Source organism: Streptococcus sanguinis, assembly GCF_003943735.1.
Taxonomy (GTDB): Bacteria; Bacillota; Bacilli; order Lactobacillales; family Streptococcaceae; genus Streptococcus; species Streptococcus sanguinis_E.
Genome location: NZ_RJMV01000001.1, coordinates 35,842 through 57,887 on the forward strand (window position 1 = coordinate 35,842; position 22,046 = coordinate 57,887).

Annotated in this window: 22 protein-coding genes; all 22 read right to left on the minus strand. The window is 45.5% G+C overall.

The window, feature by feature from the left end:
• Positions 1-62: 62 nt before the first annotated feature.
• The 22 genes from D8877_RS00190 to D8877_RS00295 all read right to left on the minus strand — a co-directional run bounded on the left by D8877_RS00190 (position 63) and on the right by D8877_RS00295 (position 22,046).
• Positions 63-926 (minus strand): Rgg family transcriptional regulator, encoded by an 864-nt coding sequence (locus D8877_RS00190; protein WP_125352093.1) that lies wholly within the window; start codon positions 924-926, stop codon positions 63-65.
• A 434-nt stretch (positions 927-1,360) separates the two neighbouring features.
• Entirely contained in the window at positions 1,361-3,256 is a 1,896-nt protein-coding gene (locus D8877_RS00195) for an ABC-F family ATP-binding cassette domain-containing protein (protein ID WP_125352095.1), read from the minus strand.
• A gap of 99 nt (positions 3,257-3,355) precedes the next feature.
• A complete protein-coding gene (locus tag D8877_RS00200; protein ID WP_002895985.1) occupies positions 3,356-3,721 on the minus strand; it encodes a hypothetical protein in 366 nt (121 codons plus the stop codon).
• Between the two features lie 4 nt (positions 3,722-3,725).
• Positions 3,726-4,445, minus strand: coding sequence for a matrixin family metalloprotease (locus D8877_RS00205; RefSeq protein WP_125352097.1), 720 nt, complete (start codon positions 4,443-4,445; stop codon positions 3,726-3,728).
• A 176-nt stretch (positions 4,446-4,621) separates the two neighbouring features.
• A complete protein-coding gene (locus D8877_RS00210; protein WP_125352099.1) occupies positions 4,622-5,482 on the minus strand; it encodes a DNA/RNA non-specific endonuclease in 861 nt (286 codons plus the stop codon).
• A 58-nt stretch (positions 5,483-5,540) separates the two neighbouring features.
• Positions 5,541-5,723, minus strand: coding sequence for a DNA-directed RNA polymerase subunit beta (locus D8877_RS00215; RefSeq protein ID WP_002895988.1), 183 nt, complete (start codon positions 5,721-5,723; stop codon positions 5,541-5,543).
• Entirely contained in the window at positions 5,716-6,996 is a 1,281-nt protein-coding gene (gene murA / locus D8877_RS00220; protein WP_002917491.1) for a UDP-N-acetylglucosamine 1-carboxyvinyltransferase, read from the minus strand. Before murA ends, D8877_RS00215 begins: the two co-directional genes overlap by 8 nt.
• A gap of 67 nt (positions 6,997-7,063) precedes the next feature.
• Positions 7,064-7,294: a DUF1146 family protein gene (locus tag D8877_RS00225; protein ID WP_002895990.1), complete on the minus strand. Its 231-nt coding sequence runs from the start codon at positions 7,292-7,294 to the stop codon at positions 7,064-7,066.
• A gap of 174 nt (positions 7,295-7,468) precedes the next feature.
• Positions 7,469-7,891 carry a F0F1 ATP synthase subunit epsilon gene (locus D8877_RS00230; RefSeq protein WP_002895991.1) on the minus strand — a complete coding sequence of 141 codons (423 nt, stop codon included), beginning with the start codon at positions 7,889-7,891 and terminating at the stop codon, positions 7,469-7,471.
• A gap of 7 nt (positions 7,892-7,898) precedes the next feature.
• Complete coding sequence (gene atpD / locus D8877_RS00235; protein ID WP_002895993.1) at positions 7,899-9,305, minus strand: F0F1 ATP synthase subunit beta; 1,407 nt, start codon at positions 9,303-9,305, stop codon at positions 7,899-7,901.
• A gap of 38 nt (positions 9,306-9,343) precedes the next feature.
• Complete coding sequence (locus D8877_RS00240; protein ID WP_002895995.1) at positions 9,344-10,225, minus strand: F0F1 ATP synthase subunit gamma; 882 nt, start codon at positions 10,223-10,225, stop codon at positions 9,344-9,346.
• 15 nt (positions 10,226-10,240) lie between these two features.
• Positions 10,241-11,746 carry a F0F1 ATP synthase subunit alpha gene (gene atpA / locus D8877_RS00245; RefSeq protein ID WP_002895997.1) on the minus strand — a complete coding sequence of 502 codons (1,506 nt, stop codon included), beginning with the start codon at positions 11,744-11,746 and terminating at the stop codon, positions 10,241-10,243.
• A 15-nt stretch (positions 11,747-11,761) separates the two neighbouring features.
• Positions 11,762-12,298 carry a F0F1 ATP synthase subunit delta gene (locus D8877_RS00250; RefSeq protein WP_002904151.1) on the minus strand — a complete coding sequence of 179 codons (537 nt, stop codon included), beginning with the start codon at positions 12,296-12,298 and terminating at the stop codon, positions 11,762-11,764.
• Positions 12,298-12,792 carry a F0F1 ATP synthase subunit B gene (atpF, locus tag D8877_RS00255; RefSeq protein ID WP_002910185.1) on the minus strand — a complete coding sequence of 165 codons (495 nt, stop codon included), beginning with the start codon at positions 12,790-12,792 and terminating at the stop codon, positions 12,298-12,300. The genes D8877_RS00250 and atpF overlap by 1 nt, the downstream gene beginning before the upstream one ends.
• 18 nt (positions 12,793-12,810) lie before the next feature.
• Positions 12,811-13,527 (minus strand): F0F1 ATP synthase subunit A, encoded by a 717-nt coding sequence (gene atpB / locus D8877_RS00260; protein WP_002910186.1) that lies wholly within the window; start codon positions 13,525-13,527, stop codon positions 12,811-12,813.
• A 35-nt stretch (positions 13,528-13,562) separates the two neighbouring features.
• A complete protein-coding gene (locus tag D8877_RS00265) occupies positions 13,563-13,763 on the minus strand; it encodes a F0F1 ATP synthase subunit C (protein WP_002896005.1) in 201 nt (66 codons plus the stop codon).
• Between the two features lie 264 nt (positions 13,764-14,027).
• A complete protein-coding gene (gene manA / locus D8877_RS00270) occupies positions 14,028-14,969 on the minus strand; it encodes a mannose-6-phosphate isomerase, class I (protein WP_125352101.1) in 942 nt (313 codons plus the stop codon).
• 124 nt (positions 14,970-15,093) lie between these two features.
• Complete coding sequence (locus D8877_RS00275) at positions 15,094-15,594, minus strand: phosphatase PAP2 family protein (RefSeq protein ID WP_002919361.1); 501 nt, start codon at positions 15,592-15,594, stop codon at positions 15,094-15,096.
• A gap of 142 nt (positions 15,595-15,736) precedes the next feature.
• The gene (locus tag D8877_RS00280) at positions 15,737-18,133 is read right to left on the minus strand and encodes a glycogen/starch/alpha-glucan phosphorylase (RefSeq protein ID WP_125352103.1); all 2,397 of its coding nucleotides are present in this window, start codon (positions 18,131-18,133) and stop codon (positions 15,737-15,739) included.
• Positions 18,134-18,347: 214 nt separating this feature from the next.
• Positions 18,348-19,778 (minus strand): glycogen synthase GlgA, encoded by a 1,431-nt coding sequence (glgA, locus tag D8877_RS00285; RefSeq protein ID WP_125352106.1) that lies wholly within the window; start codon positions 19,776-19,778, stop codon positions 18,348-18,350.
• Positions 19,775-20,914, minus strand: coding sequence for a glucose-1-phosphate adenylyltransferase subunit GlgD (gene glgD, locus D8877_RS00290; protein ID WP_002896012.1), 1,140 nt, complete (start codon positions 20,912-20,914; stop codon positions 19,775-19,777). The genes glgA and glgD overlap by 4 nt, the downstream gene beginning before the upstream one ends.
• Entirely contained in the window at positions 20,904-22,046 is a 1,143-nt protein-coding gene (locus tag D8877_RS00295) for a glucose-1-phosphate adenylyltransferase (protein WP_002912070.1), read from the minus strand. Before D8877_RS00295 ends, glgD begins: the two co-directional genes overlap by 11 nt.

Genomic DNA, 22,046 nt, shown 5'->3' on the forward strand with positions numbered 1-22,046 from the left:
ATTTCTGAAACTATTGTATCAGGAATGGAGGGAGGTTCTTTATTTTTCCCATATTTGGGAAATTATACTTTTACAAACTTATCGAAATGCTCTTGATAATAGGCGACTTGCTCAGGTAAATTCAGCACTTCAAAGATGTGCATGGCTTCCTGCATTTGCTTGATTCCCTGCTTCTTCTGTCCCTTCTGATAAGCCGCAAAACCCTTGAGATAGAGGAACACATTGCGTTCATAGAGTTTGATGCCCTTGCCAATGATTTTCTCTACGTAAGCCTCAAAATAACTAGCCTTATCAAAAGAACAACTTTCCAAACAATGCTGGTAACAATTGAGGGCTAAAATCAAGACTAGTCTCTTATGGCGACCGATTTCTTTGTAGTAGTCCTCCCGCTCCATAACTTCCTTGCCCAGACGGTAGACATAGTCCACATCATAGAAGCTATAGAGATTGCCAAAAAGAATCAGCTCATACATAGTCCAGTCTTCCACTTGGAAAAGATAATCAGCCACCTTATCTAAATCCTCTTGCCTCATGCGAAACTGGCTGTCTCGCTGACAAATCAAGCCCTGCATCAAAATCCAATTCAGCTCATAGTAAAGAGGCGCACTGCTGACCTTGGCCTTTTCCAACTGCTCCGCTTGCAAGTCTTGAAATCCCTTGATGTCATTTGAGTAGTAAAGAGGGATAATTTTACCCATCATGGCCACGTGCTCGTGCTGCTGGAAATTCCGTGCCTTGTCTATAAAATTTTCAAGAGTCACATGAATATTATCCAAGAGATCTAAAAATTTCGAGAGGGTCATGTCCGACTCACCCAGCTCAAAACGAGACAGCTGAGAGGTCGAGCAAACCTGACCAGCCGCTTCCTTCAATGAATAATGTCCATTTAAACGAAAATCACGAAAAACTTTGCCTAAATCTTCCATTTGTTTACCACTTCAATTCCTTTAATTACTGTTTCGCTTCCCTAGTCGCTCTTTCAAAACTACCTTCACCGCCCCTTGTTCGGATTTTATTTTCAGACGAGGCTCTTTTCGGCAAAATCTTATTGGCTGAAAATCGGAAAAAGCAGATTCTGCTAAAAGAACTCGTCAGAAAATAGAAAGTTCGGGATTTGCTCTCAGACCAACCGTCAGAAAATCTGACAGAGTCATTTTGCTCCAAAATAGCTTTTCAGAAAATCTGACGGACTGACTTTTCTCTAAAAGAACTTAGATTGCATGAAGAATAGTTTATTTTCCTCGAAAAAATCTCAGAACACATGTAAAAATTCGTTTTTTACTCTTTTTTGGCTGATTTCACATGTGAATTAAGCATTTTGAGCTCTAAGAAGCTCATTTCTCACAGAAACTGCATACTCCTACACCTTCTCCGCCAGTTCTTCCCATTCTAGCATGGCTTCTTCTTGGGCGGCGGTCAGCTGGTCGATTTGCTGCTGGCTCTCCATGAGTTCACTGGCGTCGTTGGTAGCCTGCATGGCTTCCTGAAGCTGACTAATCTGACTGTCCAAGTCCTCGATTTGCGCTTCCAATTGCTCTAGGCGGCGGGCCAGCCGGCGCTGTTCTTTCTGGTTTTCCTTTTGAAGCTGATAGTCATTGGCAGGGGCAGGCTTATCTAAATCAACCTGCTCCGTCTCCTCACGCAAGGCTTCCTGCTCTGCCTTTTTCTCCAGATAGTAGTCATAATCACCCAGATAAAGGGTGGAGCCTGTCTCAGAGAGCTCGATAATCTGAGTGGCCACGCGATTGATAAAGTAACGGTCATGGCTGACAAAGAGCAGGGTGCCGTCAAAGTCAATCAGGGCATTTTCCAGCACTTCCTTGCTGTCAATGTCCAGGTGGTTGGTCGGCTCGTCTAGGATGAGGAAGTTGTTGTTTTCCATAGACAGCTTGGCTAGAAGCAGGCGTGCTCGCTCTCCACCTGATAGCATGCCGACAGACTTCTTGACATCGTCCCCCGAGAAGAGGAAAGCGCCTAAGCGATTGCGAATTTCGACCTCTGGCGTCAGCTTGAAGTCATTCCATAGCTCATCGAGAACCGTATTGCTGGGAGTCAGTTTGCTCTGGGTCTGGTCATAGTAGCCCACTTCCACATTAGCCCCCAGCTGCTCCTTGCCTCTGATGAAGGGCACTTGCCCGATTAGTGATTTAATCAAGGTCGTCTTTCCAATCCCATTTGGCCCGACAATAGCTACCGCATTGAACTTGCGAATATCAAGGTTAATCGGCTCCGACAGGACTTCCTCGCCATAGCCAATAGCCGCATCTTCCAGGGTCAGAACAACATTGCCCGAAACTTTATCAGATTTGAAGGTCATATTAGCCGAGCGGCTGCCGGTCTCCGGCTTGTCCAAACGCTCCATCTTTTCCAGCTGCTTACGACGGGACTGAGCCCGCTTGGTAGTGGAAGCCCGAACCAGATTGCGATTGACAAAGTCCTCCAGCGCAGCGATTTCTTTCTGTTGCTTTTCATAGTTCTTGGCTTCAGTGGCCAGCTTTTGCTCCTTTTGGACCACGAAGGTAGAGTAATTGCCCACATAGCGATCCAAGGAATGCTTGGTCAAGTCCAGCGTGATGGTCGCAACCTTGTCTAGGAAATAGCGGTCGTGGCTGACGATGATCAGGGCACCGCTGTAGTTGATTAAGTAAGTCTCCAGCCAGGCAATGGTCTCGATATCCAAGTGGTTGGTCGGCTCGTCCAGTACCAGCAGTTCTGGCTTTTCCAAAAGCATCTTAGCCAGAGCCAGCCGGGTATTCTGCCCTCCTGAAAGCTCAGAAATCTTCATCTGCCACATGGACTGGTCAAACTTGAAGCCATTCAAAATCGCTCGAATATCGGCCTCGTAGGTAAAACCACCTTTCTGGCGAAAGTCCTCTGACAGCTGGTCGTACTGGGTCATGAGAGCAGTCAGGTCTTCCCCTGACAATTCTCCCATTTGTAGCTCCATCTGCCGCAAGCGCTTCTCTTGCTGACGTAAACTATCAAAGACCAGCAGCATCTCGTCGTAGATGGTATTCTCCGACTCAAAGCGGCTGTCCTGAGCCAGATAGGACAGAGACAGGTCTCTTTTTTTATTGATCTGACCAGAAGTAGGCTCTTCCTCACCCACCAAAATCTTGAGCAGGGTTGACTTCCCAGCTCCATTTTTACCAACGAGGGCAATCCGATCGCCCTCATCCACCTGCAGGTTAATATTGTCAAAAAGAAGCTCCCCTGCAAAAGAGCGCTCAATCTTGCTTGCTTGTAAAATAATCATAAGACCATTATAGCAGATTTCCAGAAGCACAGCTATCAGAATTCGAGAGAAAGCGAACTCAGCTCCCCAAAAGAAAAAAGGCAGTCATATCAGACTGCCTTACATAAAACTATTGAGAATGGATTGATTCTGCAAAATCAGATAAATTCCCAGCAGAATCAGAACCACAAAGACAACAAATTTAATCATTCCCTTGATCAGACGAATAACCAAAAGGATAATCATGGATCCAACTAACCACATAAAGGCGGAATTGTGAAAAAATCCCTGAACTGCCTCAATATTCTGGCCGAAGAAGACCTGAATGGGCGCCGGAACATGATTTTCCCAAGCCGCTGTCACTCCTAGCTGGTTGGCAATCTCATTGCCGCTTTTCCATAACCAGACAAAGATTCCTGAGTTAAAAACAAAGAGAAAAACTTGCTCTGGAAAGTGTCGAATCAAGTAAAAAATAGATTTTAACATAGGCTTACGATTGATACAAGTCTTTTACAGCCTGGATATCTGTCGGCTGGATACTGTAAAATGAGCCTGCTGACTGCATCACTGATTCCTCCTCATTATGGTCTAATCCGATAGCATGGCCCAATTCGTGCGCTGCTGTATTGACAATTCGCTCATGAGAATAAGCATAACGACTGTCCAGCAGGTAGTAACTATTAAGGCGAACCGTGACATGGGTAAACCGCTTGGTTAGGAGATTGGTCTGCGACTCAGCTTCACCAGCTGCACTGACGTTGCCATCGTTCATCTCCGTCGCAACAATGTCCGCCTTGTCTTTGTCATTGATGATTTGAAAGGTGAAGGCACCTGTTTGATTCCAAGAATCAATGGCCTCCTTATAGGCTGAACGGAAGGTTTCATTATTTGTATCGATGTAAATTGTGGCGCTTGGCTGATCCCAACGAGCCCCTGTTGTTGCATGCTCATCTGTCAGCTGATCCGTCTGTGTCTCCTCACTGCTGTGAAGCCCTGTGGAAATTCCTTGATGATTTAAAAATTGATCCACTCTGCCAACAGCTGTCTGAACAGCCTGCGTCAGTCCCTCTGTACCTGGTTTTGTTGAAGTGGTAAAATACAAAATTCCGACAATAACCATAAAGCTCAGGACAAAGGACCAGGCAAGTCCCCAAACCACGCGCCCAATCAGACGCATGAGGAACCGGATGCTTTTAAAAATAAGTCTCATCGCAACCTCCTTTACTAGATTGTAAGAGAACGTTGATTTTACCACCGCTTTCTTAAAGAAGACTGAAAAATTCGCCTTCTTTCATCTATTAGTATAAAAGAAAATGACTACAAATCTGCAACCATTTCTTTTCATACTGTTGAATACTCTTTGCAAAATCATTTTTGAGTATAAAATTAAGAACCCGTCTCCTGACTGACCCTGCCACTATTATAGTCCAGGCGAATCCCTTTTTGCACATTCGGGATAAAGACATTAAATTCCAAACTGCCATCGCTGGACTTAGCCTCTAAATGTGACCCAACCGGTACTAAATCAGTCTCCGTGGCATAAATCAAGGTTACCCGGTAGCGCACTCGCTTGTTCTTATCCAAAGCCTTACGGATCTTTGTCTCATAGTAATTCTGCCCTGTCGAATCCGCTTCATTGGCTTGGTTGGACCAGGCCGTCTGCACAGCGATATTGGCAGGATTGCTAGTAGAAGCATCAAAGCCCTTCAAACCACCAATCAGCGAATAGGCCAAGAGATGTCCTCTGTCCACAGCATGATTGTACTCACCAGGGAGGTTCTTGAGTTGATGCCAGCCTGCCGGTACCCATGAAGTGTTGGCATTTCCAGTTTCTTCCCGTTTTTTGTACTGGCGGGTAGACTTGGATAAAAAGGCATTCGCTACTGTCGGAAGGGTTTGCCCTTGTACAAGCTTGGTCTTATTGTCAGCGTAGGGCTTACTAGAAATCCCCGCATCCAAGTCTGTCTTATTTCCATTCACAATAAAGGCGCCAGCTCCATTCCATTCAATGCTGCCTTTGAGTTGAGCTCGGACAGCATCCGTCAGAACGCTCTCAGCCAGTTCCCGACTAGGGGTGCCCTGATCTTGAACTTGCCCAACTCTTATTTCTGAATTTGGACTCTGAAGTGGCTGCTGACCATCCTGTCCCCAGAAATAGCCAGCCAGCGCCAAAATCAAGGCCAGAGTCAGCCCAGCCCAGCCTTGCAGGCTCTTAGAATTCCTTTTCTGACTAGTCTTTCTTTTCATCTTCTTTCTTTCAACTTAGCAAACTGGATTCATTTCAGCCAGTCTGTTCGACTAGGAGCTAGTTTCCAGTAAACTTCCCGATTAATTCTTGCCAGGTTTCTGGTGAAAAAACTGAGCCCTTACCGTTTCCGATAATGTTATAGCCAATCATCAGAGACACGAAAAAGAGAATCACGGCTACCAACAGAACCAGTAAAACAAGGCCAATCTGCCGACCTAAATATTTAAGATTTTCACTCATCGTCTTCTTCCTTTACACGCTTCACTTTGGCTCCCAAAGCTGCCAATTTTTCATGGAATTTATAGTAGCCTCGATCTAAGTGTACCAGCTTGCTGACCTTGGTCTCGCCTTCAGCAATCAAGCCCATCAGAATCAAAGTCGCACTGGCTCGGAGGTCTGTTGACATGACTTCAGCCCCCTGAAGACTGCCACCGCCCCAGATGCGAGCTGTATCACGCATGATATCAGAGTGCAGCCCCATCCGACGCATTTCCTCCAGATGCTGGAAACGGTTCTCAAAAACAGTCTCAATCATCGTAGATTCGCCCTTGGCCATAGCCATGAGCGCCGTAAACTGAGCCTGCATGTCGGTAGGGAAGCCCGGATAAGGAAGGGTCTTGACCGAAACTGGTCTCAACTTCGAAACATCGGAACGAATCCGAATCCCTTCATCTTCCTCTGTCACTTCCACTCCCATTTCCTGCATTTTGGAAAGCAGGGGACGGTTGTGCTCCCAAATGGCATCCTCAATCAGCAAGTCACCACTGGTCATAGCTGCAGCAACCATAAAAGTTCCTGCTTCGATACGGTCTTGAACCACATTATGCTTAGCCCCGCGCAGCTGGTCCACTCCGACAATAGTCAGAGTCTCAGTACCTGCTCCTCTGACCTTGGCTCCCATTTCATTCAAAAAGAGGGCTAGGTCAACGATTTCAGGCTCCCGAGCAGCATTTTCAATCACTGTCGTACCTTGAGCCAGCGTCGCAGCCATCATGATATTTTGCGTTGCTCCCACACTAGGAAAGTCCATGTAAATGTGGGCACCCTTGAGTCGCTCTGCCTTCGCTTCGATATAACCCGCTGTTTGGGTAATCTGAGCGCCCATGGCTTCTAAGCCCTTCAGGTGCAAGTCAATGGGCCGACTGCCAATCGTACAGCCGCCTGGCATGGAAACCTTAGCATGACCATTACGAGCTAGAACTGGCCCCAAAACAACGATAGACGCTCGCATTTTGCTGACGTATTTGTAAGGTGCTTCCTCGGACAAAGGCTGAGTGGCATCCACAACAACTGTATTTTCTTCCTGATTAAAATCCACCTGAGTGTTTAAACCGCGGACCACATTGTTCATGGTAAAGACATCAGACAAGACCGGAACATTTTTCAAAACAGACTGGCCTTCACTAGCCAAGACTGTCGCTGCCAAGAGAGGCAGCACCGCATTTTTTGCTCCTTCAATCTTGACCTTTCCGACCAAGCGATTATCTCCACCTTGAATAATAATTTTTTCCATACCGATTCCTTACTCTAAATTTTTAAAATCATCCATACTATCATACCATAAAATCAAAAATATGACCTTATAAAGTACCGTTAAAAATCGCCCGGCTCATATCGTAAATACCAATGAAGAAAAGGCTGACTAAATAGCCCAAGGCAATACTGAACAAGAGAATCAAAAAGCGAATCTTCATCGCATTATCAGCATTAACCTTGAAAAACCTCTCCCACTCAACAACCGTTGACAGCAGATGAAAGGCAAAGAAAATAAAGAGCAAATGACTGCATAATTTAAAAACAACTTCTACCATAACTTTTATTATACCACAAGACTCCAGTCAAGGACGAACTAAACAATCCCGCCCTTTTTCTTTGGAAAAGAAAACTGAGACAGATTTGCCTCAGTTTTGCGTATTCAGTTTGTATTCAAGAAAGCATATTACCAGATGATGAACGACCTCCATCAATCTATGTAAAATAGCTTCTTATAATCTTGTTCCGACATTGATCCGGTTGATTGCCCGCTGCAGGGCGATCTTAGCCCGGCGTTCTTGGTCAATCAAATGCTTATCATGTGCTTCTTCGATTTCTTGCTCAGCTCGGAGCTTAGCCCGCTCAGCCCGACTAATGTCGATATCTCGCTCACGCTCAGCTGAGTCCGCCACAATGGTAATGACATTATCTGCAATTTCAATGATTCCGCCATTAACCGCAATCCAGTCGATATGCTTGTCATCATCAACCCGGCGCACCTTAACCTGATCCACTTCTAAAACAGCGATGGTATTGATGTGGCGGGGCAAAATCCCCAGCTCACCCTCAATGGTCTTTACGGAAACAAATGCAGCATGGTGATCATAAATAAGACCATCCGGTGTCACGATTTGTACTGTCATTTGAGCCATCATTCACCTCTTAGAATCCCATTTTCTCAGCCTTGGCCAATACATCCTCGATGGAGCCCACACCACGGAAGGCATCTTCTGGCAACTTATCGTGTTTACCTTCTAGGATTTCCTTGAAGCCACGAACCGTTTCAGCTACTGGCACATAGGAACCTGGCTGGCCGGTAAATTGCTCCGCCACGTTGAAGTTCTGTGACAGGAAGAACTGAATCCGCCGCGCACGTGCAACCAAAGTCTTCTCATCATCTGACAACTCGTCCATACCAAGGATAGCAATGATGTCCTGCAATTCATGATAACGTTGCAAGACCCGCTTAACCTCTGCTGCCACTGCATAGTGCTCTTCTCCGACAATCTCTGGTGAAAGGGCACGAGAGCTGGAAGCGAGTGGATCCACGGCTGGATAAATCCCTAGCTGAACCAATTTCCGTTCTAGGTTAGTTGTAGAGTCCAAGTGAGCAAAAGCTGTCGCTGGTGCTGGGTCAGTATAGTCATCGGCTGGAACATAGATAGCTTGGATGGAAGTAACGGAACCTTTCTTGGTTGAGGTAATCCGTTCTTGTAACTGTCCCATTTCTGTTGCAAGTGTTGGTTGGTAACCAACGGCTGACGGCATGCGGCCCAAAAGGGCAGACACTTCCGAACCAGCCTGCGTAAAGCGGAAGATGTTGTCAATAAAGAGCAGCACGTCCTGACCTTCCACATCACGGAAATATTCCGCGATAGTCAGTCCGGTAAGAGCAACCCGCATCCGAGCTCCTGGCGGTTCATTCATCTGACCAAAGACCATAGCGGTCTTTTCGATAACGCCAGACTCTTTCATTTCCCAGTAGAGGTCATTCCCTTCACGCGTCCGTTCACCAACACCTGTGAAGACAGAAATCCCTCCATGCTCTTGGGCAATGTTGTGGATCAATTCCTGAATCAGGACAGTCTTCCCTACTCCGGCACCACCAAAGAGGCCAACTTTCCCACCTTTCAGATAAGGTGCCAGAAGGTCGATAACCTTGATCCCTGTTTCCAAGATTTCTGATGAGGTTGATAGTTCATCAAAGGTCGGTGCCTTTTTATGAATCGGCTGGCGCTCTGCATCTTCTGCAAAAGGCGCATCCAAGTCGATAGTGTCTCCTAGGACATTAAAGACCCGGCCCAGAGTTTCCTTGCCGACCGGCACAGAAATCGGACGACCAGTATCCAAGACCTCTAAACCACGTGTCAAACCATCGGTCGACTCCATGGCAATGGTCCGCACCACACCGTCACCAAGCTCAAGAGCTACTTCAAGGACGATTTTTGATTTTTTCTCATCATTTTTATAGACTACAAGTGCATTATTTATCTCAGGTAGTTTGTCTCCGGCAGCAAACGCAACGTCTACGACCGGCCCGATAACCTGAGCAATTTTGCCTGAGCTCATGTTTTTTCCCTCGTTTAATTTCTAATTCATTTGTGGCCTTATTCTAGGGCACTTGCACCCGCCACGATTTCAGTAATTTCCTGCGTAATGGCAGCTTGCCGAGCGCGGTTATACTGAATAGTCAAATCACTGATGACCTTTTTAGCATTGTCTGTTGCTGTCTGCATAGCAGTCATACCGGCAGCATTCTCAGCCGTCTTAGCATCAATAATGGCACCGTAAATCATGCTCTCTGCAAACTGGGGCAGCAGTTGATCCAAGATAGAATCCCGACTGGACTCCAGTTCCAGATTCAGCGTATAATCTTCATCAGCTTCATTGGGATCCAAGTCAATGATTGGCAGCATCTGCTCCACCCGCATCTGACTGGTCAGACTGTTGACATGGTGGTTATAGCAGACATAGAGCTCATCAAAGAGCTCATTCTGATACATCTCAATGGTCTTGCTAATGATTTTACGGACCTCATCAAAGCTAGGCTGGTCGGCTAGACCACGCAGTTCATAAACTGGCTGAATCCCCCGAGCTCGGAAGAAATCAGCACCAACACTTCCGATACAGATGACTTCAAAGTCCTCTCCAGTCGGATGGTACTCAGCTTTCAGCTCCATCAAAGCCTTGAGAATGGTTGCGTTATAACCGCCTACCAGACCGCGGTCAGAAGTAATGACGATATAGGCTGATTTCTTAACTGGCCGACTGATTAACATCGAGTGATGACGGGCATTTTCTGCCTCGTGGCCATGTAGCATATCCGTAACTAACTTACGCACTTTCTGGGCATAGACCTGAAAGTTCTTAGCTGCCTCCTCAGATTTTCCCAGCTTGGCAGCAGAAACCATCTGCATGGCATTGGTGATTTGACTGGTGTTTTTCGTGGATGCAATTTTATTTTTAATATCATTTAATGAAACTGCCATCTGACACCTCGATCCTTATTTGAAGCTAGACTGGTCAATAAACTCAGTAATGGCAGCATCCAAGACTTCCTCACTTGGAAGGTCTTTCGTTGTCCGAATGGTTTCATAAATGCTTTCTTGATGTGCATCAAAGTAGGCGAATAATTCTGACTCAAAGCGCAGAATATCATCTACTGGCACACTGTCTAAGAAACCATGGGTCAAAGCATAGAGAATCACGACCTGCTTTTCAACCGGCAGCGGCTCATGAATTGGCTGTTTCAAGACTTCTACAGTCCTGCGGCCACGATTGAGCTTGGCCTGCGTTGCTGCATCCAAATCACTACCAAACTTAGTAAAGGCCTCCAGCTCCCGATAAGAAGCCAGGTCGATACGCAGGGTTCCAGCTACTTTCTTCATAGCCTTGATTTGGGCAGAACCCCCAACCCGTGATACAGAAGAACCTGCGTCAATGGCCGGACGTACCCCAGCATTGAACAAGCTGTCGCTGAGGAAAATTTGTCCGTCAGTGATTGAAATCACGTTGGTCGCGATATAGGCCGAAATATCTCCTGCCTGCGTTTCAATAAATGGCAGAGCTGTAATTGAACCACCGCCCAGCTCATCAGAAACCTTGGCTGAACGTTCCAAGAGACGGCTATGTAGATAGAAAACATCTCCTGGAAAGGCCTCACGGCCTGGCGGACGACGGAGCAAGAGGGACAGTTCACGGTAGGCTACAGCCTGCTTAGACAAGTCATCATAGACAATCAAAACATGCTTGCCATTATACATGAACTCTTCTGCCATCGCTACACCAGCATAAGGCGCTAGGAAAAGCAAAGGCGACGGCTGTGAAGCAGAGGCTGTCACGACAATGGTATAGTCCAAAGCACCATACTGACGGAGCGTTTCTACCTGCGTACGAACGGTAGATTCTTTCTGACCAATCGCCACATAGATACAAATCATATCCTGACCTTTCTGGTTCAGGATGGCATCAATGGCAATGGTCGTCTTCCCAGTCTGACGGTCCCCGATAATCAGCTCCCGCTGGCCGCGGCCAATCGGAACCAAGGCATCAATAGCCTTGAGACCTGTCTGCAAAGGCTCAGATACTGACTTACGCTGCATAACACCAGGAGCCGGTGTTTCAACCGGACGTGTCTTGTCCGTGACAATGTCACCAAGTCCATCAACAGGACGACCCAGCGGATCAACAACCCGTCCAATCAAGGCCTCTCCCACAGGAACTTCCATGATTTTACCAGTCCGACGAATGGTATCTCCCTCACGAATGTCTGTAAAGTCTCCCAAGATGATAATCCCAACATCGGTCGACTCTAGATTTTGCGCCATACCATAAGAGCCATTTTCAAAGATTAACAGCTCTCCGCTCATAGCCTTATCCAGACCATGAGCACGCGCAATTCCATCACCAATATAAGTGACGACCCCTGTTTCTGTGACGTCAAAATTTGGCTGGAAATTTTCAATTTGTTGCTTAATTAAAGCGCTGATTTCTTGTGCGTTAATCGCCAAAATTCACACCACTTTCTATTTCAATTTTTCTTTTACGACTTGTAATTGACGTTTTATGCTTGCATCAATTGTTTTGTTATTGGCAGAGATGACAAAGCCACCAATCAAGCTGCTGTCCAATTCTTCCTTGAGCGAACGGACTTTTAGGCCCATCTTCTGCTCAATAATCGGCCGAATCTTCTCCTTCTGACTGGCTGTCAAAGGCTGAACAGAGCGTAGCGTCACCTCAAACTCATTGCTAATCTTTTCAAGCTGGTGCTGGCTCTCCAGCACAATCTCATAAAAGAGGTCCTCACGATGATTGAGAATGACGATTTCAATCAGATTATCAAGCAATTGCGAACCAGAGTTTTGAAAGAGTCTCAGACTCTTCTCTTTCTCATGGTCACTGATGCCGATATGTGACAAAAAGTCAGCAAGGCCGGTCTCCGCAAAAACAGCCTTAATCTGACTCAGTTTTTCAAAAACATCTTCTTGCTGACCTTTTTCAAAGACCGTCTGAACAAAAGGCAAAGCATATTTCTCAATGATTGCATATTGCTTCTTATCCATCAGGCATCTCCTAACTGTTTGATATAGCGGTCGATGAGCTCGCTCTGAGCTTCCTTATCCAGTTCCTGGCTCAAAATCTTACTAGCCAGAGCCACTGTCAAGTCAGCCACTTCTCCTTTGATGCTGCTCATAGCCTCTGCCTTGTTTTGGGCAATTTCCTGATTGGCTTTAGCCTTCAAGCGCCCTGCTTCTTCTGCTGCATTAGCTAGGATTCCAGCCTTATTCTTCTCAGCTGTCTCCTTAGCTGTCTCAACGATAGAAACTGCTTCGACCCGACTGCCTGCCAGAGCTTCCTCACGCTTTTGCGCCAAGTCTTCAGCTTTCTTACGGGCAGCTTCTGCACCATCAATATCGTCTGAAATCTTTTGAGCACGCTGATCTAAAATCCCGATAATATTGCCCCAAGCAAACTTCTTAATGAGAAATACTAAAAGAAGAAAGGAGCCAGCAATCAGGATAAAGTTGCCAATAATTTCACCTACGGTTATATTCATTTTATCTATCCTTTCTTTTTATTCTTCCTCACCATTAATTTTCTTACCAAGATACATAGATGTTAGCATGGTAAAAACATAGGCTTGGATACAGGAAATAAAGATGGAAAAACCAGTCCAAACCATGTTCATAATAAAGGCAATCGGATACCAATACGCTGCTTGATGTGCCCAAGTCAAGAGCAAACCAGCCAATACTTCACCTGCAAAAATATTTCCATAAATCCGCAAGGCTAGCGAAGCAAAATTGGTAAATTCTTCCAAGATATTCATGGGTGTCATGATACCTGGAGTCACAAAACCTTTTAGATATCCTTTTATACCTTGACGACGAATTCCTTCTACATGACAGAATACCGTCACTAAAAGAGAGAAGCCCAAGTCAAAAGCGAGATTGGCTGTCGGCGATGTCCAAAGATTAAAACCATTGGTTGTCTGGACCTTAGCCATTAATCCCAAGTTATTCGCCACAGCTACGAAAAGAAAGAGGGAGAATAGAAAAAGCGAGTAATTCTTCATATAATGCTCGCCAACGTTTCCCTTGGTAAAATCTATGACAAAGTCATAGATATATTCCAAAGCATTCTGCTTTCTTGACGGCTTAATTGTCATCTTTCGACTTGCCCAATAAACAAGTCCAAAAGTTACAAACACCGTCAGCAGAGTCATGGCCAGCAGGGTCAAATCAAAGGTCACAGGACCTATATTGATAGTTGGATTGATACTTTCTTCCAACAGATGACACCCCCTTTTCTAAAGAGAATCCTTTCTTATTTGATAACAAAGGACATAGCCAGCGTTACAAAGAAAGTACCTTCAACAAAGGCTACTCCCAAGATTAGGAGGCTTCGCAATTGACCGATAATTTCTGGCTGACGAGCTGCCGCCTTAAATAGATTACTCATAATCATACCTTCAGCAATTGATACGCCCAAGCAGGCCAAACAAAGTCCTAAATATGTTAAATTCATGATGACTTCTCCTTTATATTTTAAAATTTACTTCCTTAGTTTACTCCTAAAATATCAAATAGTCAATCTTTTGCCACCATTGTAAGCGTTTTTTGTTTCATTCTTTTGATTTATAAATTTTCCTGTCAAAACAATTGAATTATTATTGATATACAAACTATTCTGCTATATAAATAAGAAGAAAGTGATTAAAATTTCACTTATTTCATATATTTTTTAAAGAAAAAAGAGCAAAGTGATTATTTGCTCTTGATTTTCCTATAGTTATGGATGGCTGACAATCAGCTGCAAATCTCCAGACAAGGTCCATTCTGTAACATCGCTAGGCAGGATGAAAGGCTCCCCTTTTTCAAGAGGATAAACTGCCCCACCAACTTCTAGCTTACCGACACCTTCCAAGACACTGACCAAGCTATAGTCTGCTGTCTTTTTAAAATTGACCGAACCAGCGATATCCCACTTGTAAACAGCAAAGAAGTCATTGGCCACCAAAAGAGTTGAAGTCAAACTATCTGCCTGAATGGTAACAGGACGGCTATTGGCTGGCTCACCGATAGTCAAAACATCAATAGACTGCTCCAAATGCAGCTCGCGAAGATTACCAGCATCGTCCTTACGATCAAAGTCATAGACACGGTAGGTCGTGTCACTGGACTGCTGAGTTTCTAAAATCAGAATCCCCGATCCAATGGCATGCATGGTGCCACTTGGTACATAGAAGAAGTCACCAGCCTTGACTGGGATTTTGGTCAGAAGATGGTCCCAGTCCTTGCTCTCAATCTGCTGGCGCAGCTCTTCCTTGCTCCTAGCATTGTGACCATAGATAATCTCTGCTCCTTCGTCTGCAGCAATGACATACCAGCATTCAGTCTTACCAAGCTCCCCTTCGTGCTCTAGTCCATAAGCATCATCAGGATGGACCTGAACACTGAGCCAGTCATTGGCATCTAAAATCTTGGTCAAAAGCGGAAAGACTGGCTCTGGGCGATTGCCAAAAAGCTCACGGTGCTTGGCATAGAGAACATCTAACTTCTGGCCGGCAAATCGCCCGTTCTTGACGGTTGACACACCATTGGGATGAGCCGAGATAGCCCAGTATTCCCCTACATGGTCGCTGGGAATCTCATAGCCAAAGACATCCCGCAGCTTGGTTCCGCCCCAAATCTTCTCCTGCATCACAGACTGTAGAAATAATGGTTCTGACATAGTAGACTCCTTAAATATTTTTTACATCCAGCAAGGAATACCCCTTGGTGTCGAAACGGTTGTTACTGCTTTCATTATAATATAGCATAGGCACTTTGTCTACTATCTGCTGAAAGCAATTCCTTTATAATAAAAAAAGTAAAGCTCCCCAGCAAATGCCGCAAAGATAACCTACCAGCACATCCTTTGGATAGTGCACGCCGCCAATCACGCGCACTACGGCCAGTCCTGCTGAAAGTAAGAGGCAGATAAGCCCCGGCAGCCAGAAAAAGTAGAGCAAGCCCATGGAAATCACTGTCGCCGAAAAGACATGGCGGCTGGGCATGGATTTACCTGATGTATCCTTGGCCAGCAAGGGCTGAATAGCCCATTTCTCGTAAGGGCGTGCTTGATTCAGCCGTTTACGAATAGCTGACAACAGACCAAATCCAATCGCTGGCAGGAAGAAAAAAGCAAGCAGCCCTTTCCAGCCTTCTGTCAGAAAGGCGCTGATTAGAACGAGGCCATAAACAATAGGTATGAAGAGGGTCATTCCCCGATTGAAGTAAACCAGCCCTTTCAGCCACTGAGGGCGACTGCGAAAGGGAGTCGTTAATTGTTGATAAAAAATCGTGTAGTCTTTCATGCTTGCTTACCCTGCTTTTCTAAAAATTGGACACTCATACTTTCTCTACTATAGCATATTTCTAGACAAGATGGTAGTTTGATAGCAAAAGAGACTGAGACCCAGGCCCCAATCTCTTATTGTTTATGTTTTCTCAGGAGTATTATTTCTCCAAGTTCCAGATTTCCTTGGCATATTGCTCAATGGTATCGTCTGAGGTAAACTTGTCAGATGTAGCGATATTAATCAAGCTCATGCGAGCCCATTTTTCTTTGTCACGATAGAGAGCATCAATCTTCTCTTGAGCTTCTACATAGGAGTGGAAGTCTTCCAAGAGGAAGTATTCGTCATTGTGGGTGATGAGGGCTTCGTAGATTTCAGAGCCTTCTTCACGAACATTTGGAATGGTGCCGTTGACAAAGGTATCGACCACTCGGCGAATATCTGGATTGCTTTCATAGACACCTCGTGAGTAATAATCATGGCGGGCATAGTGCTCGTAAACTTGGTCCTTGTCCATCCCGAAAATAACAATGTTGTCGTCACCGATCTCGTCCTTGATTTCGATATTGGCTCCGTCCAATGTAGCCAGAGTAATGGCACCTGTCATCATGAACTTCATGTTGGAAGTACCAGAAGCCTCCTTGGAAGCCAGAGAAATCTGCTCTGATACATCTGCCGCAGGAATGATGAGCTCAGCTAGGCTGACCCGGTAGTTTTCTAGGAAAACAACCTTGAGTTTACCTTGCAGACTTTCATCCTTGTTGACCAGATTAGCCACTTCATTGATCAGCTTAATGACCGACTTGGCAAAGTGGTAGCCTGGAGCAGCCTTGGCACCGAAGATAAAGACGCGTGGCACCATATCCTTATTAGGATTGTCCTTGAGGTCCCAGTAGAGCTTGATGATATGAAGCAGGTTAAGCAGCTGACGCTTGTAGGCGTGGAGACGTTTCACCTGCACATCAAAGATGGCTTCTGTAGAAACTTCTGCTCCTGTTGATTCCTTGATGAAGTCAGCCAGACGAGCCTTAGCTTCTTGCTTCACTCGATAAAAATCGCCCAGCACTTGCGGATCATCCTTGAATTCCAAAAGCTTACGCAGCTCATGGATATCACTTCTCCAGCCCTTACCAATAAGCTTATCAATCTCAGCTGACAGAGGCTGGTCCGCAATCTGCAGCCAGCGGCGCTGGATAATCCCGTTGGTCTTGTTATTAAACTTCTCTGGGTAAATGCTATAGAAATCACGCAAAGTATCTTCTTTGAGCAGTTCTGTGTGGAGTTTGGCAACACCATTGATTGAATGACCGCCAATGATAGCCAAGTGAGCCATGTGAATTTGATTGTCCTTGACGATTCGAGTATTTTCGATAACTTGCGGATCAAGGCTGCGTCCAGCCATTTCAGCTACATAGCGGTTGTCGATTTCTAGGATAATCTGATAAACCCGCGGTAGGACATTCTTAAAGAGCTCTGCATCCCATTTTTCCAAGGCTTCAGACAAAATGGTGTGGTTGGTGTAGCTCATGGTTTTAACCGTAGCATTCCAAGCATCTGCCCATTCCAGGTCGTACTCATCCACCAAGAGGCGCATAAACTCAGCCGGTGCGACAGCTGGGTGAGTATCGTTAATATGGACAGAGACCTTCTCATGAATATCCTTGAGCGGACGACCTTGCTTGAGGTAGGATTTGATAATGGTCTGCAGACCTGCACTGGTCATGAAGTATTCCTGAATCAAGCGCAGCTCTTTTCCTTCGTAGCTAGAGTCGTCTGGATAGAGAATGGCAGTGATGTCTTGCACCCGGCGACGAGCTTCAATGGTCGGATAGTCCAATTCATACTCCTCTGGAATTTCAACATCCCAAAGACGGAGATTGTTGACATTGTCATTGCCAAAGCCAATCTGCGGCACATCGTAAGGAACGGCCCGCAAGGTTTTGGAATTCTCATAAAGAGGCACAATCCGGCCTTTTTCATTGGCATGGAGGGAAACATTTCCGAAGATTTTAACGTCAACAATATCATGGTCCTTACGGGTTTCCCAGACATTGCCCAGACTGCCAAACCAAGCATCAGGAATTTCTACCTGATAGCCATCTACGATGCGTTGCTTAAAGAGTCCATAGCGATAACGAATCCCATTTCCAAATCCTGGATAGCCAGTGGTTGCCAGCGAGTCCATGAAGGCGGCCGCCAAGCGGCCCAGACCGCCATTCCCCAAGGCCATGTCATACTCAGCATTCTTAACATCCTCAAAGTCAACGCCCAACTCGGCAAAGCCTTCCTTGACCGTATCAAGGATACCTAAGTTGAGCAGATTGGTTTCCAGCATGCGTCCTGGAAGAAACTCGATAGAAAAGTAATAAGCTGTCTTTTGCTGCTGCTCAATCAACTGATTACGGCGCTCCAGCCACAGGGGCGTGATATACTTACGGACAGTGCTGGCCAGAGCCTGAAAAAGCTCCACTGAAGTCGCATCAGCAACCTTAATCAGCTGTCTTTCATGTAGAATATCCTTAAAATCTCGAATAAAACTTTCTTTTGTCAGTTCCATGGTGGGTGGTTATCTCCCTTTCTTAATAGCGGGAAACAGTTTTTAAACGCAGGAATACTTTTTTCAATCAAGATGGGAAGCACTCGCTTCAGCCACAAACTAAAAACAGGGCTCCAATACAGTATGATAATATATAAAAATGTAATTCTCACGGAAATCCTCCCTTGTCCCATGGGCAAGAGAGGATTTGTTTACACTGATTCCGAAGTAAATGTTATAGAAGTGATTGATACAAATCACTGTATGCCTTGCTGGCTGTATCCCAAGAGAAGTCTCTCTCCATCGCCTGCTCTTGCAGAGATTTCCAAGCTTCCTTATCATCGGCATAGAGCTTGAGTGCCTCCTTGAAGGTCCAAGTCAGCCAGTAGCCAGAAAAGTTATTGAAGCTAAAGCCAGTTCCCTGTCCTGTATAGACATTGTAAGGCTCTACGGTATCACGCAGACCGCCCACTTCATGCACCAAAGGCAAAGTTCCGTAGCGCATAGCCATCATTTGTGACAGGCCACAAGGCTCGAAGCGGCTTGGCATGAGGAAAATATCGCTGGCTGCATAAATCTCCTGAGCCAAGGTCACATCAAAGAGGATGTTGGCTGAAAGCTTATTAGGATAGGCATGACCAAACCAAGCGAAAGCCTGTTCAAAAGCTGGATCCCCTGTTCCCAAGAGGATAATCTGCACATCTTCCTGCAGGAGATTGTGTAGCTCTTCCACTACCAAGTCAAAGCCTTTCTGACGGGTCAGACGGGAAACAATCCCAACTACCGGCACATCATCACGCACAGGCAGACCAACTCGCTCTTGCAAAGCTCGCTTGTTTTCTAGTTTACCAGATAAGTCAGATTTGTCAAAGTGATGAGCTAAGAGCGGATCCGTTTCTGGGTTATAGATATCTGTATCTATACCGTTGACAATTCCGACCAGCTTACCGGACTCCATCCGCAGGATCTGATCCAAATTACAGCCAAATTCTGGTGTACGGATTTCACCTGCATAGCTTGGTGATACAGTTGTCACTCGGTCCGCATAGAGAATGCCAGCCTTCATCCAGTTGAGACAGTCATTCCAACGCAGGGTTCCGTCTGCATAGCGCTCATAGCCCACTCCAAATAGTTCCCAAAGCATGCTGTCAGGGAACTGACCTTGGAACTCCAGATTATGGATGGTCAAGACAGTCTTGATATTCTGATATGCTTGAATCCAATGGTATTTTTCCTTAACCAAGAAAGGAATCATAGCTGTATGATAATCGTGAACATGCAGAACATCTGGAATAAAATCAATCCGCTCCATCAGCTCTACTGCTGCTAACTGGAAGTAAGCAAAGCGCTCACCGTCATCAAAGTCCCCGTAAACATGGCCGCGGAAGAAATAATGCTGATTGTCAATAAAATAGAAGGACACACCGTTCAAGACCAGTCGCTTGACCCCAACGTACTGGCGGCGCCAGCCAACACTGACTTCAAAGTAGAAAAGGTCTTCCACCTGGTCGCCAAATTTGGCATGGGTCATGTCATAGTATGGCAGAATGACACCAACTTCATGGCCAGCCTTGACCAGTGATTTGGGGAGAGCACCGATAACGTCTCCCAAACCACCTGTCTTAGAAAATGGGGCTCCTTCTGCTGCTGCAAATAAAATCTTCATCGAATTATGTCCTCTGTAACTTTTTGGCCCTTCTTGACTACGATTGGGTCTTCTGCTGTTCCGCGAATCACCACTCCTTCGCCAATTTCAACACCCTTGTCCACAATCGCGTACTCGACAGTTGCATTTTCTCCAACCTTCACTCGAGGGAAGAGAACACTGTGTTTGACACTGCTTCCAGTCTTAATCTTGGTATTCCGTGAAATTACAGAATTGATGACCTCACCTTCCACAATGCTTCCTGACGCAAACTGGGAGCGAGATACTTTTGAAGACTCAGCATAGTAAGTTGGCTCTTCATTCTTAACCTTTGTGTAAATCTTTTGGTTCGGACTGAAGAGAGAGTAGAATTTTTTGCTTTCAAGCATATCGATGTTGGATCTGTAGTAGGTCTCTACAGAATAGATATTTGCCAGATAGCCTGTATATTCGTAGGCAAATGCCCCTTCCTGAGTTGCTAAATCACGCAGGACATAACGCAGTTTTTGTGGATGCTCTTTCTTAGCTTCTTCTTCCAGCTTTTCAATCAGCCAAGGAGTATCCACTACAAAGATATCTGTAGACATATTGAAGAGCTCAGCATCTTCTCGGCCATCAAAGAGTTTATGCCCTCTGACATGGTCTGTTTCGTCAATATCTAGGACAGCATTCACATCCGAGATATTTTCCTTGTGCAATTTCTTGTAGACAACTGTAATCGGCTGCTCTGTTGTATTATGCAAGTGGAAAACTTGATTGAGGTCAATATTAACCAAGATATCACAGTTAAGTGCAACAGTTTGGTTGGAACCAGAACGTTTGAGGTAGGTCAAAAGCTGCTTATAGTATTCCTCACCGACTGTAGAGCTTTCTACACGAGTATTGTAGATTCCCAGGTAATAGTGGCTAAGCAAGGTAGACAGACCCCACTCACGACCTGAACGAATATGGTCAAAAACAGAGCTGATATTGTCCTGCTGGAAGATACCAAAGACACTGCGGATACCAGCATTGGCAAGACTTGAAAGCGGGAAGTCAATCAAACGGTATTTCCCACCGAATGGCAAGCTGGCTACTGGACGATGATTTGTCAGAGTTGACATATCATGAAAGCCGACTGTATTTCCTAAAATTGCTGAGTATTTATCAATCTTCATCTTTTGGTACCCCCACTTTCTCGTTGTATCCAACAACATATACTTCCTCTGTACCATCAATCTCTACACCATCAGAGATGATAGCCCCTTCACCGATAATGGCCCGCTTGATCTTAGCGTCTTTGCCAATAACAGCTCCACTCATGATGACAGAGTCTTCAATGACTGCGCCCTTTTTGACTTGAGCACCAGTAGAAAGAATAGAGTGTTTTACTGTACCGTCAACGAAACAGCCATCAACGACCAGCGAATCTTCTACATGGGAATTTTCACTGATGAAGTTTGGCGGAGAAATCAAGTTGCGAGAATAAATCTTCCAGCGACGATTGCGGCTATCCAGAGCATTTTCTGGGCTGATGTATTCCATGTTGGCTTCCCAGAGAGACTCTACTGTACCAACGTCTTTCCAATAGCCTTCAAAGTCATAAGCATAAACGCTTTCGCCAGATTCAAGGTAGTTAGGGATAACATTCTTACCAAAGTCAGACATATCCACATTGCTCTTTTCAGCAGCTACCAGCATATTGCGCAGACGCTGCCAGTCAAAGATATAAATCCCCATAGAAGCCTTGGTGGACTTAGGATGTTCTGGTTTTTCTTCAAATTCAACAATCCGATTATTAGCATCTGTATTCATGATACCAAAACGGCTGGCTTCTTTGAGAGGCACATCCAAAACAGCAACTGTCAGGCTGGCATTGTTGTCCTTGTGAGATTGAAGCATATCATCATAGTCCATCTTGTAGATATGGTCCCCAGACAAAATCAGGACATACTCAGGATTGATACTGTCGATATAGTCAATATTTTGATAAATCGCATGGCTGGTACCTTCAAACCAACGATTTCCTTCGCTCGCAGAATAAGGCTGAAGAATGGACACGCCTGAGTTAATACCATCGAGACCCCAGCTAGAACCATTTCCGATATGACTGTTCAGAGCTAATGGCTGGTATTGAGTAATGACACCGACATTGTGAATACCGGAGTTGGCACAATTAGACAAGGCGAAGTCAATAATACGATAGCGGCCGCCAAACTGTACCGCTGGTTTTGCGATACTCTGTGTGAGCTTTCCAAGACGAGTTCCTTGCCCGCCGGCAAGAATCAAAGCTAGCATTTCATTCTTCAT

Excerpts from the sequence above, each read along its gene's own strand:
- D8877_RS00200 (WP_002895985.1), bottom strand. The coding sequence starts at position 3,721 with ATGTTAAAATCTATTTTTTACTTGATTCGACACTTTCCAGAGCAAGTT.
- D8877_RS00265 (WP_002896005.1), bottom strand. The coding sequence starts at position 13,763 with ATGAATTTAACATATTTAGGACTTTGTTTGGCCTGCTTGGGCGTATCA.
- glgD (WP_002896012.1), bottom strand. The coding sequence starts at position 20,914 with ATGAAGATTGATAAATACTCAGCAATTTTAGGAAATACAGTCGGCTTT.
- D8877_RS00280 (WP_125352103.1), bottom strand. The coding sequence starts at position 18,133 with ATGGAACTGACAAAAGAAAGTTTTATTCGAGATTTTAAGGATATTCTA.
- murA (WP_002917491.1), bottom strand. The coding sequence starts at position 6,996 with ATGGAAAAAATTATTATTCAAGGTGGAGATAATCGCTTGGTCGGAAAG.
- D8877_RS00295 (WP_002912070.1), bottom strand. The coding sequence starts at position 22,046 with ATGAAGAATGAAATGCTAGCTTTGATTCTTGCCGGCGGGCAAGGAACT.
- D8877_RS00210 (WP_125352099.1), bottom strand. The coding sequence starts at position 5,482 with ATGAAAAGAAAGACTAGTCAGAAAAGGAATTCTAAGAGCCTGCAAGGC.
- D8877_RS00195 (WP_125352095.1), bottom strand. The coding sequence starts at position 3,256 with ATGATTATTTTACAAGCAAGCAAGATTGAGCGCTCTTTTGCAGGGGAG.
- manA (WP_125352101.1), bottom strand. The coding sequence starts at position 14,969 with ATGTCAGAACCATTATTTCTACAGTCTGTGATGCAGGAGAAGATTTGG.
- D8877_RS00275 (WP_002919361.1), bottom strand. The coding sequence starts at position 15,594 with ATGAAAGACTACACGATTTTTTATCAACAATTAACGACTCCCTTTCGC.
- atpF (WP_002910185.1), bottom strand. The coding sequence starts at position 12,792 with ATGAATATAACCGTAGGTGAAATTATTGGCAACTTTATCCTGATTGCT.
- D8877_RS00240 (WP_002895995.1), bottom strand. The coding sequence starts at position 10,225 with ATGGCAGTTTCATTAAATGATATTAAAAATAAAATTGCATCCACGAAA.
- D8877_RS00230 (WP_002895991.1), bottom strand. The coding sequence starts at position 7,891 with ATGATGGCTCAAATGACAGTACAAATCGTGACACCGGATGGTCTTATT.
- atpD (WP_002895993.1), bottom strand. The coding sequence starts at position 9,305 with ATGAGCTCAGGCAAAATTGCTCAGGTTATCGGGCCGGTCGTAGACGTT.
- D8877_RS00190 (WP_125352093.1), bottom strand. The coding sequence starts at position 926 with ATGGAAGATTTAGGCAAAGTTTTTCGTGATTTTCGTTTAAATGGACAT.
- D8877_RS00225 (WP_002895990.1), bottom strand. The coding sequence starts at position 7,294 with ATGGTAGAAGTTGTTTTTAAATTATGCAGTCATTTGCTCTTTATTTTC.
- D8877_RS00250 (WP_002904151.1), bottom strand. The coding sequence starts at position 12,298 with ATGGATAAGAAGCAATATGCAATCATTGAGAAATATGCTTTGCCTTTT.
- D8877_RS00205 (WP_125352097.1), bottom strand. The coding sequence starts at position 4,445 with ATGAGACTTATTTTTAAAAGCATCCGGTTCCTCATGCGTCTGATTGGG.
- glgA (WP_125352106.1), bottom strand. The coding sequence starts at position 19,778 with ATGAAGATTTTATTTGCAGCAGCAGAAGGAGCCCCATTTTCTAAGACA.
- D8877_RS00215 (WP_002895988.1), bottom strand. The coding sequence starts at position 5,723 with ATGAGTGAAAATCTTAAATATTTAGGTCGGCAGATTGGCCTTGTTTTA.